At 46.1% G+C, this 19,345-nt stretch carries 15 protein-coding genes; 4 read left to right on the top strand and 11 right to left on the bottom strand.

The genetic code is table 11. The features are described 5' to 3' along the window. Window positions 1–114 precede the first annotated feature (114 nt). Together KIK04_RS11385 and KIK04_RS11380 are read right to left on the bottom strand one after the other, a co-directional pair. Window positions 115–1,356, bottom strand: coding sequence for a serine hydrolase domain-containing protein (locus tag KIK04_RS11385; protein WP_232278336.1), 1,242 nt, complete (start codon window positions 1,354–1,356; stop codon window positions 115–117). A gap of 353 nt (window positions 1,357–1,709) precedes the next feature. Continuing rightward, window positions 1,710–2,921 (bottom strand): serine hydrolase domain-containing protein, encoded by a 1,212-nt coding sequence (locus KIK04_RS11380; protein WP_232278335.1) that lies wholly within the window; start codon window positions 2,919–2,921, stop codon window positions 1,710–1,712. Window positions 2,922–3,174: 253 nt separating this feature from the next. Here KIK04_RS11380 and KIK04_RS11375 point away from each other — a divergent pair, with 253 nt between their 5' ends. Both KIK04_RS11375 and KIK04_RS11370 read left to right on the top strand, forming a co-directional pair. Further along, a complete protein-coding gene (locus KIK04_RS11375) occupies window positions 3,175–3,762 on the top strand; it encodes a TetR/AcrR family transcriptional regulator (protein ID WP_232278334.1) in 588 nt (195 codons plus the stop codon). A gap of 49 nt (window positions 3,763–3,811) precedes the next feature. Then, window positions 3,812–5,008, top strand: coding sequence for an MFS transporter (locus KIK04_RS11370; protein WP_232278333.1), 1,197 nt, complete (start codon window positions 3,812–3,814; stop codon window positions 5,006–5,008). 102 nt (window positions 5,009–5,110) lie between these two features. Here KIK04_RS11370 and KIK04_RS11365 read toward each other — a convergent pair whose 3' ends face one another. The 7 genes from KIK04_RS11365 to KIK04_RS11335 all read right to left on the bottom strand — a co-directional run bounded on the left by KIK04_RS11365 (window position 5,111) and on the right by KIK04_RS11335 (window position 14,775). Beyond that, window positions 5,111–6,313, bottom strand: a complete 1,203-nt coding sequence (locus KIK04_RS11365; RefSeq protein WP_232278332.1) for a serine hydrolase domain-containing protein — start codon at window positions 6,311–6,313, stop codon at window positions 5,111–5,113. Window positions 6,314–6,529: 216 nt separating this feature from the next. Beyond that, a complete protein-coding gene (locus KIK04_RS11360; RefSeq protein ID WP_232278331.1) occupies window positions 6,530–7,735 on the bottom strand; it encodes a serine hydrolase domain-containing protein in 1,206 nt (401 codons plus the stop codon). 204 nt (window positions 7,736–7,939) lie between these two features. Further along, window positions 7,940–9,364, bottom strand: a complete 1,425-nt coding sequence (locus KIK04_RS11355) for an amino acid permease (RefSeq protein WP_232278330.1) — start codon at window positions 9,362–9,364, stop codon at window positions 7,940–7,942. A gap of 352 nt (window positions 9,365–9,716) precedes the next feature. Next, window positions 9,717–10,586 carry an ABC transporter ATP-binding protein gene (locus KIK04_RS11350; protein WP_232278329.1) on the bottom strand — a complete coding sequence of 290 codons (870 nt, stop codon included), beginning with the start codon at window positions 10,584–10,586 and terminating at the stop codon, window positions 9,717–9,719. Between the two features lie 30 nt (window positions 10,587–10,616). Further along, window positions 10,617–11,459 carry a (2Fe-2S)-binding protein gene (locus KIK04_RS11345; RefSeq protein ID WP_232278328.1) on the bottom strand — a complete coding sequence of 281 codons (843 nt, stop codon included), beginning with the start codon at window positions 11,457–11,459 and terminating at the stop codon, window positions 10,617–10,619. A gap of 585 nt (window positions 11,460–12,044) precedes the next feature. Beyond that, the gene (locus KIK04_RS11340; protein WP_232278327.1) at window positions 12,045–13,334 is read right to left on the bottom strand and encodes an NCS2 family permease; all 1,290 of its coding nucleotides are present in this window, start codon (window positions 13,332–13,334) and stop codon (window positions 12,045–12,047) included. 331 nt (window positions 13,335–13,665) lie between these two features. Then, the gene (locus KIK04_RS11335; RefSeq protein WP_232278326.1) at window positions 13,666–14,775 is read right to left on the bottom strand and encodes an NAD(P)H-dependent flavin oxidoreductase; all 1,110 of its coding nucleotides are present in this window, start codon (window positions 14,773–14,775) and stop codon (window positions 13,666–13,668) included. Between the two features lie 136 nt (window positions 14,776–14,911). Here KIK04_RS11335 and KIK04_RS11330 point away from each other — a divergent pair, with 136 nt between their 5' ends. Both KIK04_RS11330 and KIK04_RS11325 read left to right on the top strand, forming a co-directional pair. Continuing rightward, complete coding sequence (locus KIK04_RS11330; protein ID WP_232278325.1) at window positions 14,912–15,358, top strand: Rrf2 family transcriptional regulator; 447 nt, start codon at window positions 14,912–14,914, stop codon at window positions 15,356–15,358. 184 nt (window positions 15,359–15,542) lie between these two features. Further along, a complete protein-coding gene (locus KIK04_RS11325) occupies window positions 15,543–16,178 on the top strand; it encodes an NAD(P)-dependent oxidoreductase (RefSeq protein ID WP_232278324.1) in 636 nt (211 codons plus the stop codon). 133 nt (window positions 16,179–16,311) lie between these two features. On the opposite strand, the gene KIK04_RS11320 is transcribed toward KIK04_RS11325, so the two are convergent. Together KIK04_RS11320 and KIK04_RS11315 are read right to left on the bottom strand one after the other, a co-directional pair. Continuing rightward, complete coding sequence (locus KIK04_RS11320; protein WP_232278323.1) at window positions 16,312–17,262, bottom strand: DMT family transporter; 951 nt, start codon at window positions 17,260–17,262, stop codon at window positions 16,312–16,314. Window positions 17,263–17,470: 208 nt separating this feature from the next. Next, window positions 17,471–19,246: an MASE4 domain-containing protein gene (locus tag KIK04_RS11315; protein WP_232278322.1), complete on the bottom strand. Its 1,776-nt coding sequence runs from the start codon at window positions 19,244–19,246 to the stop codon at window positions 17,471–17,473. Window positions 19,247–19,345: the final 99 nt, after the last annotated feature.

Genomic DNA, 19,345 nt, shown 5'->3' with positions numbered 1-19,345 from the left:
ACATGATTTAGAATAAGCGAGCTGCTGTCAACTCTCCTAGTGACGCAATGTCATATGACATAATTAAAGGCTGCCCTTATGAGAAAAGCATCTCTGGGCAGCCTTTTTCCCTATTTATTTCGCGGATTGAGCGAACTCCGCTTCAAATACTTTATTGCCTGCCTCCAATATAGACGTCATCTGCTTGATATCGCCGGAGAGTAGATTAATGTTGAAATTGATGACATGCTTACCTCCGAGTGTCCCACCTACAAACGTAGCGTAGCCTGGAATACTTCCATCATGTCCCCAGACCGCATGGCCATTCGATAACTTTCTTTCATAAATACCGAGCCCGTAACGCCCCAATGGGCTGTCAATTGGTGATTCGAACATCTGCTTCATTTGCTCAGGCTTGAGCAATTTGCCCGACAGCAGTTCACTGAAGAAGCGATTGATGTCCGCGTTGGATGAAATCATTTCACCTGCCGCATGGGCAACCGTGACATTTTGCTCGGTGAAATCTTCTAAAGATTTATCCGGCTTATATGCATAATATCCTCTTGCATGCGGCTCTGGGAGCTTCTGCGATTTGCCTGGTACATACGTATGCGTTAACTTTAACGGTTCGATAATACGCTGTTTAATTTGCTCGGCATGTGTTTGTCCCGTTGCTTTTTCAATCATTAGACTGACGAGTACCGTGTTTGTATTGGAATAGGACCACTGTGTTCCAGGCGCAAATAACGGCTTTTGCTGCAAAGCCATTTTGACTAGATCATCTGGTTGGTAGGTTTTGAAACGATTCTCAATCATGCCTTTTGTAAATTGTTCGCTGCTGGTATAGCTCGCAATGCCGCTCGTCATATTAAGCAATTGCTTGAGCGTAATTTTGCTGGCATCATAACCGTTGCCCTGCACCACACCTGGCAGCCATTTTTCTAGCGTATCGTCTAGGCTTAGTTTCCCTTCACCGACTAATTGCAAGGCCACCGTTGCGGTAAAGGTCTTCGATGTACTCCCAATCCGAAAATGAAAATCAGGCTGCATACTCCGTCCGGAATGTACGTTGGCTTTGCCTGCTGCATAATCCCACTTCACGCCGTCTTTCAAGGATTGTGCGAGGACACCTGGTACGCCTTTAGCAAGAATGTCATCCAGCGCTTGTGTAACCGCCTTTTTTTGCGCATCGGTATTCGTCTTATTTAACAGCACGTTAGGTGTAGTGCTCGTACTCTTCGCTTGAGTTTCTAATTGATTCACTGCTTGAGTTTCTGCTTGAGCATGAGCGAGTGTCGCTCCTCCATTTGCATACAATAGCGTTGTCCCTGCTGTCATAACAGCTAGGCCTAATATCATTTTTTTCTTTACGTTCATGTGTAACATCTCCTTTGGTTGCTAGATCGCCGTTGCTTCATTTCGATACATGCTGGTGCATGTTGGTGCACGTTGGTGCACGTGCCCTCGTTGACCCGTGTGCCTTAACACGATTCACGATGCACAATGTACGAGCACATGAGTCAGCATAAGCGTGTAGCTGTCATATTTCCAAGTGACAATATGTCATATGACATATTGAACATGGCGAAATAAGCGCGCATTAGGTAAATAGCAGCTGAGAGGTTCCATCCTTGAGGCCCTCTCGCAAGCACGCTTTTTTTATGTCCGCCACATGTAAAAGGGGATGCCTCACCGTCATGATCAATGACTTTCGAGACATCCCCTTTCGTCTATTTTTCAGTTGATTGGAATAGTAGCGCTGGTATCTTATCTTGCAAACTCATAACTACTTCAAGCCGAGGTGTCAATTTACCAGGAGTAAGATAATTATTATTTAATGTGACAACCTGCTTCCCGCCTAAGGAACCTACCGTTAGCGATACTGAGCCGTGAATTCCTCCACCATGTCCCCAGACGGAGGCCCCATTTGCCAACTTTATCTCACGAATACCTAGACCATAACGTACATGCTGACTCTCTACACAATCAAGCATTTGCTTCATCTGTTCGGGCTTTAGTAGTTTTCCAGCTAGAAGCTCTGTGAAGAAACGGTTCAAATCGTTAGCTGTCGAAATCATATCACCGGATGCATCAGCCACAGCTGGATTCATTTCCGTAATATCATGAAGCTGCTTATCGCTCGTACTGTAGTAAGCTCTTGCATGTGGTTCTGGCAGCTTAGATGAAGCCCCTGGAACCAAACTATTTTTCATACCGAGCGGCTTTATGAGTCGTTCGGTAATTTCCTCCGCGTGCGTCTTGCCCGATACTTTATGAATGACTAAGCCAGCTAACACATAATTGGTATTAGAATAATAGAAGTCCGTCCCGGGTGCGAATAAAGGCTTTTTCTGTAAACCAACTTTCACAAGCTCATTAGCCGTGTAGGCTTTAAAAGGGCTTTCAAAAGACTTCTCCATAAATGCCGTATCATCCGTGTAGCTAGCAATGCCGCTCGTATGATTAAGTAATTGTCGAACGGTAATCTTGTTGCCGTCATAGCCATTACCTTGTACGACACCCGGGAGCCATTTTTCAATCGAATCATCCAAGCTCAGCTTGCCTTCCCCAACTAATTGCAGCACAACAGTAGCTGTGAACGTCTTCGTAATGCTCCCAATTCGAAAATGAAAGCCGGGCTGCATCTTGTGTTCCGCAAATATACTGCTCTTCCCCGTTCCATATTCCCACTTCACTCCGTCATTCTGCGTTTGGATGATCATGCCGGGTATGCCTTGCTTGATTGCTTCTTCCATCAGCTTCCTGATTGCATCCTTAGTTTGCTCGGATGTCCCGGATATCTCTGTTGTAGGCTTTTTCGCAATAATTGAACGACTTGATTGATCCACAAAAGCGGCGGACGTCCCTTCATTTGCATACAAAAGCGTTGTACCTGCCATCATAATCGCAAAGCTCAGCAGCATTGTTTTTTTTACGTTCATATTCACATCTCCTCAATCGCTCTAATGGTTTCTGTTTCTGTGCCTCAGCACACCATTAGAGTAAGCTTGAGCGTGTCATGCTTGATAGTGACGATTCATCATCATCTTGACTGACCAACTGTCATATGACAAAAAACTATACCTGCATAAGTAACCTCTTATTAAATGGAAGTTGACATCCACTTCGATTTGGCCTATCGTTAACATTGATTATAGTTAGTACTCACTAACATTTAAGGAAAGGGGCGTCACCATGAGCCAACGTGCAGAAAAGACAGCTGACAAAATATTAGAAGCTGCCATTGAACTCATCTGCGAGCACGGCTACCAAGCAGTGACTACCAAGAGCATTGCCCAAGCTGCTGGGGTCAGCGAGATGACCGTATTTCGTATCTTCGGGACGAAGAAGGGGATATTAGAGGCAGCGATTGATAAATATTCATATAGCGTTCCGATGACGCACGCTTTTGAAGAATGCATCAAATGGAACTTGGAAGCGGATTTGTTCATGGTGAGCAAACTGTATCACGATTTGATGAGGAAAAACCGGAAAGTGTTCGTCATTTCGATGATGGAACGAAACACGATGCCGGAGCTCTTTACGCAGTCGACAGCGCACCCGCGCAAGCTGAAGGAGCTGTTAACAGACTACTTTGCTGAAATGCAGCGTAGGGGCCTAGTCGTTGCCGGTGATCCCGAGCATCAGTCGATTACGTTTCTATATATGAATCACGGCAAATATGTGAGCGAGACATTTACAGGCGGTTTAGTGTCATCCATTCAGCTCGATGATTGGCTGCCTGATGCTATTCGCGTGTTAGCTAGAGGGTTAACGCCTTAGTACCGTTATTACCGTTATTATCTTAAACCAACAACAAGGAGATGCCCTAATGACCACACACAAACAGACACCAACTGCAACACCGTCGATTTGGTCCAAGACATTTGTCACCTTAATACTGGCCAATCTACTGCTGTTCATGGGCTTTCAAATGTTGCTGCCCACGATCCCGACATTCGTTGCACAGCAAGGCGGCAGCGAGTTCGTCATCGGCCTGATTATGGGGATGTTCACGCTATCCTCCATTATTATCCGACCTATTTCCGGCGCAGCACTGGATAAATTGAACCGCAAACGCATATTGCTCGTCGGATATGTCATTTGTTTAATCGCAATCGCTCTTTATAATTGGTCTGTTCTTGCAGGCTATGTCTTACATGTTCGGTTTCTTCACGGATTAGGATGGGGTATTGTAACGACGACCGTCGGAACGATTGCCTCTGATTTAGTTCCGGCAGCTCGTCGTGGCGAAGGACTTGGCTATTTTGGTCTATCAACTATTTTGGGCGCGGCTCTTGGCCCGATGGCGGGTATAGCACTATCCAACAGCTTCGGATTTAAGGCCATGTTTACAACGTCATTTATCTTGACTGTATTATCCATGATCGTCACGTTATTGCTTAGTCTTCCACGCCCAGCAGGCAGTCAAGTGCAGGAGAAGATGTCGCTATGGGCCCGATTTTTTGAAAAAAAGGCGCTATTCCCATCATTACTTATGCTTATGTTCGGGATTACGTACGGTGGAATCGCAAGCTTTATTACCTTGTTCGGTATTGAGGCTGGCATCGCCAATGTAGGCTGGTTCTTCTTCATTAACGCTATATGCGCCTTTCTTGTGAGGCCGATAGCGGGTAAGTTGTTCGATAAAAAAGGACATGTTACCGTGTTGCTACCAGGTGCTGTACTTGCGATAATCGGGCTGATTATATTAGCAAATGCGGATTCGACCATGCTGCTTATTGTGGCAGCGTTGTTCTATGGTTTAGGCTTCGGTGCCGTGCAGCCTTCTTTGCAGGCTTGGGTTATTAACCGCGTGACTCCGCAGCGCAGAGGGGTTGCCAACGGGATGTTCTACTCCTCGTTTGACCTTGGTATCGGTGGAGGAGCGATGATCCTTGGCCCTGTTGCCAGCCAGATGAGCTATTCGGGCATGTACTTGTTCTCTATCTTGTTCATCGCGTTGTATCTGGCCATTTATACAGGGTACTTGTTAAAAAATAAGAAAGCGAAGATGGCAAACGCCTAATATTTATTAAAGAAGCAAACCGGATATCCCTTATGGAGTTACAGCCATAGGTACATCCGGTTTCTTTATTTTTAAATGTGAGCCTGCATGTCGGTCGAGTGTCTACTTCGAAGCTGCGTTAAAATGTAACGCGTCCAATTTGTCGATAACCCCAAATATAAGCTCTCTTCCATCGTCACCAAGTTTATTTATATTAACCGCTAGCACCTGTTTGCCATCTCGTGTTCCGACGAGGTGAGAAGCCGAGCCGGGTACTCCACCGTCGTGTCCCCAAATAGACAGATCTTTAGATAATTTGGTTTCGAAAATCCCAAGACCCGCATGTTTTTTTGGCAACATGATGGTATCCATGGTTGTTAACATTTGTGCCAACTGTTCTGGTTGTAGTAAAGAACCAGACAATAGCGCGCTATTGAATCGACTAAGATCATCCAAAGTCGAAATCACTTCGCCCGATGCATCGTCCCAAGTTGTATTATACTCCGTAAAGTCTTGTAAAGTACCACCCTTCTTATTGTAGTATCCTCTTGCATGAGGATCAGGCAGCTTCTGGGATGTGCCCGGGAGAAATGTATTTTTCAACCCCAGTGGCTCCAAAATACGCTGCTTAATCTGTTCAGCATACGTTTGTCCGGTTACTTTTTGAATGATGCGGCCAGCTATCACCGTGTTTGTGTTCGAGTATTCATATCTCGCCCCCGGGGCAAATTTCGGTTTATGCTGCACTCCCATACGAGTAAGCTCTTCCGCTGTATACGTTCTAAACGGATTTTCAAAAAAGTCCTTCATCGTCTGATCAGTTGTGTAATCCGCAATCCCGCTCGTATGCTGAAGCAAGTTTCGAATCGTTACTTTATTCCCGTCATAACCATTGCCTTGCACAACGCCCGGCAGCCACTTTTCTACTGAATCGTCTAAACTTAGCTTCCCCTCGCCAACTAGCTGCAACATAACAACCGCCACAAACGTTTTCGTAATGCTTCCTATGCGAAAATGAAAATCGGGCTGCATCGGACGACCAGAATGGATATTAGCTTTACCCGCGCTGAATTGCTTTTTCGTTCCATGATCAACGGTCTGGACGATGATTCCCGGGATACCTTGCTTAACAGCGTCGTCTATGATCTTTTGAATGGCCGCGTACTTCGTCTTCGTAGCAGCAACCGTCCCTTTTGCACTTGATTCAGACATCTGACTGGAACTATCCGCTGCGTAAGCAGTCGATACACCCCCGCTAACAGGCAACAATGTTGCCCCTGTCAACATAACAGCTAAGCTCAACATGATCATTTTTTTCACGTTCATTCCTACCACTCCTAATCACATGAAATATGAATCCTCCTCAGATTAAGGGAGGCGTTGTCATGTTCCATAGTGACAAATCAGTCATATGACACCAAAATGACTACCAAAACACAAAAGGCTGCCCCACATCCAGATGGATGTTAAGGACAGCCTCACTCAGCAAATAGCTATTTTACAATGGAATTGAATCCGGTTGTCAAACAATCAAAGTTAACTTCACTCACTGAGTGGGTTGCCGAACTCCGCTTCCAGCATTTTTTTCTCCGCATCTTTCATAACCTTAGCTTTATTGCGTTCGCCGCGGTGGTGCAGGTTATAGTTAAAACTAATCACATGCTTGCCATCGAGTGTTCCTCCTACATAAGAGATAAATCCTGGAACGCCTCCGGCATGTCCCCAAATCGACACTCCGTTTGCGAGTGTCCGCACATTGATGCCGAGACCATAACTACCATTAATTTCAGGTGAGGGTACAGCGTTAAGCATCTCCTTCATTTGCTCTGGTTTAAGCAATTTCCCAGCTAGTAGTTCGGAAAAAAAGCGATTTAAGTCACCCGTGGTCGAAATCATTTCACCTGCTGCATTTCCCCAAGTCGGACTCATCTCTGTGAAGTCTTCTAAAGCTCCAGCTGGAGCTTTAATGGAATAGCCTCTTGCATGCGGCTCTGGCAACTTCGTAATCGAGCCCGGCACAGAAGTATTTTTTAATTGCAACGGTTCAATAATGCGCTGTTTAATTTGCTCGGCATACGATTGACCTGTTACTTTTTGAACAATTAAGCCAGCCAGCACCGTATTCGTACTGGAATAATCAAACTTAGTACCCGGCGTAAATAATGGCTTTTGTTGTAGGCCTATTTTCACAAGCTCTTCTGCCGTGTAGGTTTTAAAACGGTTTTCATTCAACGTTTTCATTAATGACTCATTTACACAGTCAGCAATACCACTAGTCATATTAAGCAACTGCCGAACCGTAATTTGGCTGCCATCATGGCCGTTGCCCTGTACAACACCCGGCAGCCACTTTTCCACGGTGTCATCCAAGCTCAACTTTCCTTCGCCTGCTAATTGCAGCACTACCGTAGCGACAAACGTCTTCGTTATACTGCCGATTCGAAAATGAAAATCGGGCTGCATGCTGCGATCCGCATAAATGCTAGCTTTACCTGTCGCGTACTCCCACTTCGCTCCGTTTTTCAACGTTTGCACGATCACACCTGGGATACCCTTAGCCACGACTTCATCCAGCGCTTGTGTAATTACCTTTTTTTTCTGCGCAGCATCCGCCTCATTGAATGACGCTACATGTGCTGCTTTGTTCGTCTGAGCATTTGCAACAGACACTCCTCCGTTCGCATACAGCAGCATTGTCCCCGTCATCGTAACTGCTAAGCTCATCATGATTGTTTTCTTTACATTCATCTCTTAAACAACTCCTCCATGATTGGTTTGTTGTTATCCCCTAGCTGCATCAACACATGGTTAGAGTAAGCGAGATGTTGTCATATTTCATAGTGATTAACAATCATATTTATTGTGATGATGTGTAATATGACAAAATAAACGACATAAATAAAACTGCCCCCACATCTTTGAAAGACGTGGAGGCAGTCGAAAAACTATGGTTTATATTTTGTTCTGACGCTTCGCCAGCCATGGCAGGATTAAGCCAAGACCGAGCAAGCCGAACGGCGTCACAACGTTGAGTGCAAATTGGAAGTACCACTCACTTGTGAAGGCTTCCACTTTCGGGAACATACCCATCAAGCAGGCAAATGCCGTGAACAGGAAGCACCACAAAGCGATTCCGTAGCCGACCTTGCGATTTTTCACAAATTGATAATCCGATTGGAACTTATCAGCCAACTTCATCAAGGCCATAAAGGCCAAAAATACGAATAAATAACGCATCGGCATGACGATAGAGTTCAAATCAAGCAACCAGTTGAACAACGAGTTCATGTTGCCGATTCCAAACGCCGGAATAATAATGAGCGCGCTGACGAGTATGCCCGTCAAAATGTAGCCGTTAATCGGCGTGTTATGCGCATTCGTCTTAAGCAAGCTCTTCGGAACGTAGCGTGCGTCTGCATCAAGCAGCAACACTTTCAATGGCGCATCGATCGAGAACGCCAAAGCTGAGATTTGCGCTAATGTGTTCGCAACCGCGTACAAGATCAAGAACGTGTTGCCGATACCATAGTACTCGCCAAGTGTTTGGAACGCGTAGTATTGGCCGTTCATTTTCAAGTCCGCTGGAATGTTGTTCGAGTCGAACATCATACCCATCGCAAACGAGCCAAGCAAGGCACAGATCGCGACCATAATCGCCAAAATAAGCATCCCGCGAGGGAACTCCTTCGACGGGTTGTTCGTGTTGTTGACGTAAGGAGATATTTTCTCCGCGCCACCAACGGCAAATACAAGCATGGATAGCGTCGTAAAGTAAGCGAAGTTAAATTCCGGAATAAACGAGCTAACCGTAATATTAGCCGTTGCTACCTGAACACCTGTCAGCATAGGCGCTGTAATCGCAAGTACGATGTACAGCAACGACATAATGAAGACAGAAATACCTGCAACCGTACCTATTTTCTTTAAGGAAGTAATGCCGCGGGACGCGACCCACAGGAACATTAAGAAAATGATTAAACACGCTACTTGCAAAGCCATCGGCGAGAACTTCTTAATAAAGTCACCGCTGCCTGTAGCCGTCCAGCCAAGTGCGATCAGAATCGCCTGTGGCTTCTGCGCCAAATAAGGAATGTGTACAACCCAATACGTCCAAGCCGCAAGGTAAGCGATAGTTGGCCCCATCGTTTCCTTAATCCACGAGCTGACGCCGCCTTTGCCGTCTTTGAAAGTTGAGCCAAGCTGGCCGACCATCAGCGCGTACGGAACAAAGTACAGGGCGATGATGAGAACCCAAGACGTAATAACGGACAAACCTTGGTTCGCATAGTTGTTGACGACGTTACCGAAACCCCACACAGAAACGAAAGCCATGAGGGCGATGTTATACCATCGAAGCTTCTTTTGTGCGTCATTCATGATGTCAAGCTCCCCTCTAAATCTCAAAAAATATGAATTATGGTGCTTACGCCATGTTACAACACATAAAACGGGCGATAATTACCAATAATTTAATAGAAAATAAATATTGTATTTCATTTAAATAAATTTTAACTTCCATTATTAAGTATACAACTTGTATCCTCCGTGGTCATTTCATATATTCTTCCACGTCATCCAGCTAATCGGTTAAAGCATATGTATACAAAAAAAGACCTCTATTCCACTGCATCGTCCCTAGTCATAGGAGATACATCGAATAAAGGTCTTATATGAAAAATTGACTGTTAGGCAATCTATTAAGCCATTAAAATTAGGACGAAGATTAGGACTAGGATGCAGCGGATTTAGCCTTAGCCGCACTTGTACCGCTCTCGCCATTTTCCACAGCATGCACCAAATCGTAAGGCACACAAATCGGTACACCTGTACGCGGATCAGGCATAATATCCGCTTCGATGCCGAACACTTCACGCAAGACGTCATGCGTGACTACCTCTTCAGGCGTGCCTTCGCTGGTAACCGTCCCTTGCTTAATCGCAATGACATGGTGAGCGTACCGTGTTGCATGGTTCAAATCGTGCACAACCATTACGATTGTCCGATTCTCTTCCTCATTCAGCTTCTGAAGTAGCTTCAATACTTCCAATTGATGCGCCATATCTAGAAACGTAGTTGGCTCATCCAAGAACAAGATGTCCGTTTGCTGCGCAAGCGCCATCGCAATCCACGCCCGCTGCCGCTGCCCGCCAGACAATTGATCCACAGGACGATCAGCAAAATCATTCATCCCCGTTACGTCAATAGCCCACTGCACAATATTAATATCTTCACGTGTCATGGAGCCGAATCCTTTTTGATGAGGAAAACGTCCATACGTCACAAGCTCAGACACCGTCAAACCGTCTGGTGCCGTTGGGTTTTGCGGCAAAATAGCCAAGTGCTTCGCAATTTCTTTCGTCGACTGTTGGAACACCGACTTACCGTCAAGGTATACCGTACCGCCTTGTGGCTTCATAATACGAGCCATCGCCTTCAGCATCGTAGACTTACCAGAACCATTTGCTCCGACCAGCGCCGTAATTTTGCCCTCTGGGATGGACACGTTCAAGTTCTTCACGATAAGGCGTTCGCCGTATCCGATATTTAACTGTTCGGTATACAATCTGTAACGATTGTCATTGGATGTTGTATTGCTCATCTGCTTGTCCCTCCATATGTCGCACCAAAATTAATGCTCATGGTCATGATCATGACCGTGAACGTGACGTTCTAGTAAGGCCTGCTTCTTGGCGACGCGCTCCTCTTTCGACATACGCGGGCACGTATAGCAGTAACCGTGATCTTTCGTTTTGTATGCCAAGCAGCAGACCGACTTCATACGCAGTTGCTTGCCAGCATCATGCCAGTCCTCGACATAGCGAAAGCGCAGGATGAACGGATTTTTGCTACGTCCGAACGTCTCAGGCTCCGTTTCCTTCAACGCCTCCATATCCGCTTCAAGCTTCTGCTTCAGCTCAAGGGACGACGCCCGCCCATGCCACAACTCATAATAGTAATTCAGGCTATCCGCCATTCTCGTCCAAATCTGCCCTGCGTTAAGCCCTGTCGATTCCGCAAACATATCCACCAACGGCTTGGCTTCCTTCTTATAAAAAGTGTCCAACACTTGCGCACGCCACTCACTTCGCGCCTGCGCATCCAGCGGGTTCGGACACGCTTCTTCTTTATGCTCGATTAACATGAAATTGAACATGGAATGACCATGATCTTCATACACTTGCACTTCAATATTAGACAGGCTCAGTACGGGAACACGGTCGTGATGCGACATTCCATATTGCAGAACCGCACTTACACACCCATACCACGACCCAAAGAACGAAGCGATAACTTCTGGACTAAGTGCTTCTATATGAGGTCCGTAAAATGCTGAAAACTGCTGCATCTTCTCTTTATCCAACAGCTCAGATAACACAACTCGATATTGTGGATTCGGGATCTCCCGTAAAGAAACGTAGCATTCTTTTTCCAGCATCTCAAAATTAATCGGGTCAATGGTTGTACTGGACATCGTGTCATGCGCCCCCTAAATGAATGTGTGCACGTATGTATATCATAAAGTTGAGAATCATTTTCATTACCTGTTTTGAATGATAATGTTTTTCATCAAGGTTGTCAACGAACGCAAGGCCTGAAAGGGGAATTTACGAAGGAGCGAGAAAATAACGTTCGTTATACACATTAAATATCCCTTCGTACATAAGAGCCTAGGCTTTCATTGATATAGGAAGCGAAGTGTGGGGATAAAGTAGAGGTTTCGTGCGAAGTTTGTTCGTGAGTCGTGAACAAATGGGGAAAGTGTCCACACAAAGGTGGACAAGAGGACATATAAGCTCGGCGACAAAATGACACGACACACCATCTCCACATTCTATATATAGGATGCAAGCACAATCTGACCACTACATGCAGATGCGAAAAAGCCAAACACTACAGCGCGAAAGCAAAGTGCCGCAACGCAAAGGGTACCTCCCTATTACTTTCGTGTCCACTATTTGAAAGACAAATCTCCTTAAAGATCCGTATGCAGTGGACAATCATGCCAAAATAAAAAGAAGCCACTCGAATGATAATCGAGTGGCTTTGACTTAAAGCATTAGTGCGCTGGGAAAAATACCATTTGAATGGCGAATATAACGCCGAATACGTACAAGATTGGATGCACGTTCTTACCTTTACCACTCACCAGCTTCAACAGCGGGTACGTAATAAATCCGATTGCGATCCCTGTCGCAATGCTCGACGTCAATGGCATGCTGATTAGAATGGCGAAGGCAGGAAACGCCTCATCGAATTCATTCCACTCGATACGCGCCAACCCGTCCATCATTAAGCAGCCTACAATAATTAGGGCTGGTGCTGTAATCGCTGGCAATGATGAAATCGCTCCTAGTATAGGCGAGAAGAACAAGGTCAACAGAAATAGTCCCGCTACCACAAGCGATGTTAAACCTGTACGACCACCTGCAGCCACACCCGCCGACGACTCGATATAAGCACTTGACGGCGTCGTTCCCATCACTGAGCCAGCCGTCGTTGCGAGAGCGTCCGCCATAAGTGCCTGCTTCGCACGCGGGAACTTGTTGCCTTTCATTAGGCCCGCTTGCTCCGCTACACCGATCATCGTGCCTGTCGTATCAAAAATCGTCACGAGCAAGAACGCGAACACGACCGTGTACAGACCATGTTCAAACACTCCCATGACGTCCAAATCGAACAACACAGGCGCCGCTGGCATCGCGACGATTCCATCGAATTTCAGCAATCCCATGCTGTAGCCAATGATCGCTGTCACTGCCATCCCGATAAATAACGCACCTTTTATTTTACGTGCCATTAACATCAGTGTAATGAACAATCCCGCCAAAGCTACAATCGTTACAGGCTGGTGCAAATCACCGAATGTGACCATCGTTGCCGGGCTTGGCACCACGATTCCTGAAGATTTCAAGCCGATAAATGCGATAAACAGTCCGATACCTGCTGTAATGCCGTATTTTAATGAAGGAGGAATGGACTCGATTAAAGTCTCACGTATTTTTGTAAATGTCAGCAACATAAACAGGATACCCGCGATGAACACCGTGCCGAACACCACTTGATAACTTACGCCCTGTGAAGCGACTACCGATGCAAAGTACGCATTCATCCCCATGCCTGGAGCGACTGCGATCGGATGGTTGGCGAACAAGGCCATATATAAAGTACCAATAATCGCGGAGATTACGGTCGCCATAAATACTTGCTGGAACGGAACACCTGCGCTAGATAAGATGCTAGGATTTACAACTACGATATAGACCATCGTTAAAAACGTCGTAAGGCCAGCCGTCATCTCGGTGCGCACGTTCGTACCGTGCTCTTTGAGCTTAAACCACTTTTCCATTAGATGATGTTGCCCCTTTCATTGAGCTCTTGGTGAACTGTAGTTGGCTAATGAACATTTATTTGCTATTGTTCGTATTTTTCATCGTAATTAGCCATTCATTAGTACAAAGCACGTATGTATCCTATAAAAAATACGACTGTTTGTCAACTTTTTTATTTTATTTATTCGTGTTTTGTTGTTATTTAGGCGGGTAAAAAGATATAAACAGAGATGTTTTTGCCAAAAACACGAACAATAAAACAATGTTCACATAAAAAAGCCACCCGTATAATGAATACGAGCAGCTTGGCGATCTATATATGATGTTCGAATAGTTTAAAATTCAGATTTAGAGTAGGCCAATATTGTGAGATGTTTTGTTGATTCCAAGTAATGATTCCGCATGGTCTACTGTTTCATGCACTATATGTTCAGCTGTCTGATTCTCCTTGAGCAGACGCGTTGCTTGACCCGCCCACAACGACATCTGACCTGCTTTGTTCTGGGCAGCAGCAGCACGGCGAATGTCGCCGGTAATTGTGTTCTGACTCGGGAATGGTAGCGGTGCGACACCCGATTGTTCGACTTGCTCAATAAAGGCATTCCGTACACCCCGAGCTGGACGCCCAGAGAACGCCTTCGTCACGACGGTGCTTTCCTCATCACTTGCAAGCAGCGCTTCTTGATAAGCAGCGTGGGCGCCAGATTCAACCGCTGTAAGGAAGCGCGTCCCCAATTGAACGCCCTGTGCACCTAACATCAGCGCCGCCGCCAAACCACGTCCGTCCATAATGCCGCCTGCCGCAATAACAGGAATACGTACCGCATCAACCACTTGCGGCACAAGCGAGAACGTTCCGACTAATGCCCCCTGCGGGTGATTCTTCATATCAAACGTGCTGCGATGTCCACCTGCATCGCTACCTTGCGCCACAATGACATCGGTGCCTTGCTCCTCCGCCAAGAGAGCTTCGCGTACCGTCGTGACCATCGTCGTGACGACACTGCCTTGGCGATGCGCGGCTTGCATATGCGCGTCCGACAACACACCAAACGCCGTGCTTATGACAGGCACCTGCTCTTCAAGCAATACAGCAAACTGCTCCTCGAATCTATCTACTGTCGCATAAGCTTGGTTCTGGTCAGCTTGCGGAATTTGCAGCGCTTCGCGCATCGGGTTAAGCACCGCCTGCGCCTCTTGCAGCCGCGTCCAATCATCCGTCATATTAACAACAAATAAGTTGACGGCAAATGGCTTCGCGGTCAGCTCCTTAATACGTCGGATCGCTGTTCGCATATCCTCTGGCGTCATATACGCCGCACCGAGCGTTCCCAAACCTCCTGCGTTACTTACAGACGCGACTAGCTCAGGCGTTGTCGGGCCTCCGGCCATTCCCGCCTGAATAATAGGGTACTTCATTCCAAGCAGCTTACATAACGGTGTCGATAACGTAGTCATATTGTGCCCTCCGCGTTAAGCATTTGTGTAATGGTTTATTGGTTGGATTTACCACACTACTATAACACATTAGAAATCCTCTTGACTTCCAAATTGGTTGTAACTATACTTGTTACATCGAGGTGGTAAACGAAAGATGAAAATTAGTAGTCGCTTTAGCGTGGCCGTCCACATATTATGTTTGTTGTCGCTAGAGCGGCAGCGATTGTGCACGTCCGAATGGATTGCCCTAAGCGTAAACACCAACCCTGTAGTGATTCGGAGAGTTCTTGGCCAATTGAAAAAAGCAGGGCTCGTACAAGTACGTCCAGGTACAGGAGGAGCCTCCATTATAAAAGAACTGAACGACATCACGCTGCTCGATATATATCATGCAGTGGAAGTAGTCGAGTCAGGCGAACTTTTTCAAATGCATGAACAACCGAATCCCAATTGTCCAGTCGGCGCAAATATACAATCCGTGCTGGAAACAAAGTTGGTCCAGGCTCAAGTGGCGATGGAACAATCATTAGCCAGTGTAAGCTTAGATACGCTTGTAGACGATTTTAAACAAAAAATAAAAAATGGTGCTTCAAGCAACTAATTTTTTTTGACTTAGTTGTAACCATTGTAGTTACAACAAGATTGTAAGTACGATCACTAAGGCTAAATCATTTTTCGCGTTACAAGCACCTCGACCTCGATAACATAAGACGGCCCAGTTGACCTAAGCAATCTAGATATTTGTACAACAAAATTTACGTATTCAGAGAGGATGGAACATCATTATGAATATTTTAGTATACGGCGCTAGTGGAAATATCGGACAACGCATTGTAGGTGAAGCTTTGCAGAGAGGACATCATGTTACTGCCGTTGTTCGTGACGCAGCGCGTGTCACACAACAGCACCCGAGCTTAAAAGTTGTAGTCGGCAGCATAGAACAAGAGCAAATTGCACAAATGAGTAAAGGCCAAGACGCTATCATTAGCGCATACGGTCCCGCGCATGGAAACGAAGCACAACTCAACGAGGTGACTCGCCATCTCATTACAGGTGCTAAGCTTGCTGGCACACGATTGCTTGCTGTTGGCGGCGCAGGAAGCCTCAAAGTTTCTGCCGACTCCGATATGAAGGTCGTTGAATCGCCAAATTTCCCAGAAGCTTGGAAGCCTAACGCATATGCACAGGGCGAAGCGTTAAATATGTACCTTGCAGAACAGGATTTGGACTGGACGTACCTAAGTCCAGCAGGCTTGATTCAAGCAGGAGAGCGCACTGGCCGTTACCGTGTAAGCACAGATACGCTTGTGGTAGACGCTGAGGGAAATAGTCATATTTCTTACGAAGATTACGCTGTTGCGATGATAGATGAATTGGAGAAGCCTCAGTTTGCGCGTAATCGGTTTACAGCAGCATACTAAGGCTACTAGGTCTACTAGGCCGATTTTAAGTAATCGCTGCTACAATAGCTAACAAAGACAAAAGACCCTAAACACTCCGTTAAGTGTTCAGGGTCTTTCATTAACCTATATGCGCGGCATAGCAGCAACTAAACTAGGATGCCTTTTGCGTAACCTTCTCCACTCTTCCTGCACTGCGCCTCAGTGAACGTATACGTTCCTCCAACGCTCCTGAACCGCACAGCACGCCCGCAATAATAAGCACAAACCCTACAATTTGCACAAGCAGAATTTGTTCGCCTAAGAATACCGCAGAGCCAATCAGTGCAAAGAAAGGGCTTAAATTAATAAAAATAGCGGATTCCACCGTGCCCACTAACCCGATTGCATAGTTGTACATCATATGACCGACGCCTGTCGCAATACACGCTGAAGCAAAGAAAATGACCCACATGCTAACAGAGCCTTGCGTCAATGTCGCTAAGCCTTGCGGCTCCACAATAAGGCTGATCATAAACAAAAAGACAGAACCCAACAAGAGCATATAGCCTGTCATAAGACGCGGGTCCAGTGTAGCGGACATTCTTTTTATTAAAATAAAGCTGGCAGCCTGTACCGCCATCGCGAGAAATACGTACAGATCTCCGATCGATACCCCGCTCATTCCGCCGTTGCTCACGAGAACAATTAAGGACACGCCAGAGAAACCGAGGATAATACCCGCAGATTTTAAGAGCGTCAATTTACTGCCCAAAAATAATAGCGCAAATATCGTCGTTAACAACGGGCCTGTCCCGATAATGAGTCCGCCATTAACTGCTGACGTACGGGATAGCCCTATTGACAAAAAATAGTGGTGTGCAACCACATTTAACAATGAACCAAGCAGCACGTATACGAATTCGCGCTTCGTCAGCATCCTTACTTGCTTGGACAATGACAAAATTGCGAATACGCACAACGCTGCCGCCAATATGCGAAATGCTGTAATCGTAACGGGCGCAAAGCTCGTCACAAGTAGCTTCGTTGCTGTTACATTCAAGCCCCAGCACAACATAACGAAGCATAACATCGCATATATGTGAACCTTTTTCAACATCATCATCTTCTTTCTTCTGACTGACACGTAAGAAATGGCAGACTTACTGCCTACTTGCCTATTGCCTTACTACTTACTACTTACTACTTACCTTACTTCGCTACTTCCCCTATTACTCACATTACTACTTACTTTGCTTTGCTACTTACCCACTACCTTACTACTTAACTTCACTACTCACCTTACTGCTTACCTTGCATCATTTCTTGTCGCCTTACTCTATTATTACGAGACGATTGCGCCCCGCCTGCTTAGCCGCATATAACGCGCGATCCGCGCGCTGCACAAGCAGGCCTGTTCCTGACTCGTCCGCTTCGTGCGTCGATAGCTGCGGCAACTCAGTAGCAATACCAAGACTGCACGTTACAACCGTGCTGACCGAGGATGCCGAATGCGGCAGCTTCAAAGCCTCGACCGCATGACGAACGGCCTCTGCTACTGCCGCCGCTTCCTCAGCAGATGCACGCGGCAAAATAACAGCGAATTCCTCGCCACCATAGCGTGCCACCACCCCACTCGGCCACTCCCCGGTCTCGCGAATGGCTTGCGCCACCTGCCTCAAACATTCATCCCCCGCTTGATGCCCATACGTGTCGTTATACCTTTTAAAATAATCAATATCGAGCATAATCAGGGACAACATCATCCCTTCATGCGCACACCCTTGCCATTCCTGCTCAAGCAGCATATCAAAATAGCGCCGATTGTACACACCCGTTAATCCGTCTGTATATGAAAAATCAGTCAGCAACCGATTCGCAATACGCAGCTTTTCGTTCGCTTCTTTCATCTGCTTCTCCGCTTCCATACGTTCGGTCACATCGCAAAAATAGACCGATATCCCTTGGCTGGATGGGTAAATACGTACCTCTAACCAGCGTTTTCGGAACTCGTCAAATTCAACAATCTCCGTAGGCACCTTATCCTCCATCACTTTACGACACTGTTGATAGCGTTCACTTTTCAGCAGGCCAGGGTTGATGTCCCAGATCACTTCACCCTTCACTTGCGAGAACGACACTCGCATATACTTTTCCGCAGCTTTATTCAAATAAATATAGCGCCACTCTCGATCGACCGATAAGAACGCGTCCGTAATGCTGTCCAATACCGATTTCACCAGCTCTTTCGACTGCCTTAGCTCGTGCTTAGAACGGGTCAAACGAACGTAAAGCACGTTCAATTCGTTAAAAAAGACGAACAATACCGTCGTCGCCGAAATAAGCGAGTTCAACCGTCCCACATACCAGCCAATACTATAGCGGGCACCTCCGAATAAGGTCAGTGTGACATCAAGAAAGAACGTAAACACAGACAACATCAGCCACAAATGAAGCAAGCTCTTCATACGTGTAGTGACGAATAAATAAATCATTGCAGCTCCGTTCAGCAGCCATAATACTGGGCCTATACCTGACGAGATCAGCAATCGATAGTCATCATGTACAATGACCGTTGGAAAAAACACTTGCATACGCGGCAGCAAAAACGCCAGCAGCAGCACGAATAAAGCGACAGCACCATACGTAATCGCGGTGTACAGGCGGCTTTTTGTGTGCAGTACAGACGAAGTGTTTCGCTTTATACTGTAAATGTATAATAAAATGCCAATTGGAAATCCAGCATGCCAGCATACCCAGAACCAAATCGAAGTTTGGCTATTCGCATGCAGCAGCCCGACATCACTAAATATACCGGGGTACGTAACCAGATTAGGAATCGTAATGATGCCCGTAAACAGATAAGTTGCCGATAACAGCAGCATCGGTTTACTACCCGTTGCACGAAACTGCGAATATATCAAATACGCCGTCATAAAGTTACCGAACATAATCCATGCGATAAGCATCGGAAAAAAAGGACGTATTTCCACAATTCGATCGGAAGCAATCGGAAGAACAAACAGAGAGGCGAGCAGCACAATTAAGCCTAACGTCCACGCAGCTCGCTTCTGCTTACGGACGGAAGGAAGAGCAACTAAATTTGTCATCGAATCCCGCAAGCGTGACATAGACACATTCCAAACCTTTCATTTGGGAAATGAAGAGAAAATATGAAATCACCTCTTCATTTTAACATAAATAGCATG

The organism is Paenibacillus sp. 481, assembly GCF_021223605.1.
In the GTDB taxonomy this organism is placed as follows: Bacteria; Bacillota; Bacilli; order Paenibacillales; family Paenibacillaceae; genus Paenibacillus_B.
The sequence above is the reverse complement of the archived record's forward strand: the minus strand, read 5'-3'. Positions and strand labels throughout refer to the sequence as shown.

What these genes read in the sequence shown, in the direction of transcription:
- KIK04_RS11315 (WP_232278322.1), bottom strand. Translation starts at nt 19,246, where the DNA reads ATGACAAATTTAGTTGCTCTTCCTTCCGTCCGTAAGCAGAAGCGAGCT.
- KIK04_RS11335 (WP_232278326.1), bottom strand. Translation starts at nt 14,775, where the DNA reads ATGACTACGTTATCGACACCGTTATGTAAGCTGCTTGGAATGAAGTAC.
- KIK04_RS11370 (WP_232278333.1), top strand. Translation starts at nt 3,812, where the DNA reads ATGACCACACACAAACAGACACCAACTGCAACACCGTCGATTTGGTCC.
- KIK04_RS11360 (WP_232278331.1), bottom strand. Translation starts at nt 7,735, where the DNA reads ATGAATGTAAAGAAAACAATCATGATGAGCTTAGCAGTTACGATGACG.
- KIK04_RS11345 (WP_232278328.1), bottom strand. Translation starts at nt 11,459, where the DNA reads ATGTCCAGTACAACCATTGACCCGATTAATTTTGAGATGCTGGAAAAA.
- KIK04_RS11375 (WP_232278334.1), top strand. Translation starts at nt 3,175, where the DNA reads ATGAGCCAACGTGCAGAAAAGACAGCTGACAAAATATTAGAAGCTGCC.
- KIK04_RS11320 (WP_232278323.1), bottom strand. Translation starts at nt 17,262, where the DNA reads ATGATGATGTTGAAAAAGGTTCACATATATGCGATGTTATGCTTCGTT.
- KIK04_RS11365 (WP_232278332.1), bottom strand. Translation starts at nt 6,313, where the DNA reads ATGAACGTGAAAAAAATGATCATGTTGAGCTTAGCTGTTATGTTGACA.
- KIK04_RS11330 (WP_232278325.1), top strand. Translation starts at nt 14,912, where the DNA reads ATGAAAATTAGTAGTCGCTTTAGCGTGGCCGTCCACATATTATGTTTG.
- KIK04_RS11350 (WP_232278329.1), bottom strand. Translation starts at nt 10,586, where the DNA reads ATGAGCAATACAACATCCAATGACAATCGTTACAGATTGTATACCGAA.
- KIK04_RS11325 (WP_232278324.1), top strand. Translation starts at nt 15,543, where the DNA reads ATGAATATTTTAGTATACGGCGCTAGTGGAAATATCGGACAACGCATT.
- KIK04_RS11355 (WP_232278330.1), bottom strand. Translation starts at nt 9,364, where the DNA reads ATGAATGACGCACAAAAGAAGCTTCGATGGTATAACATCGCCCTCATG.
- KIK04_RS11380 (WP_232278335.1), bottom strand. Translation starts at nt 2,921, where the DNA reads ATGAACGTAAAAAAAACAATGCTGCTGAGCTTTGCGATTATGATGGCA.
- KIK04_RS11340 (WP_232278327.1), bottom strand. Translation starts at nt 13,334, where the DNA reads ATGGAAAAGTGGTTTAAGCTCAAAGAGCACGGTACGAACGTGCGCACC.
- KIK04_RS11385 (WP_232278336.1), bottom strand. Translation starts at nt 1,356, where the DNA reads ATGAACGTAAAGAAAAAAATGATATTAGGCCTAGCTGTTATGACAGCA.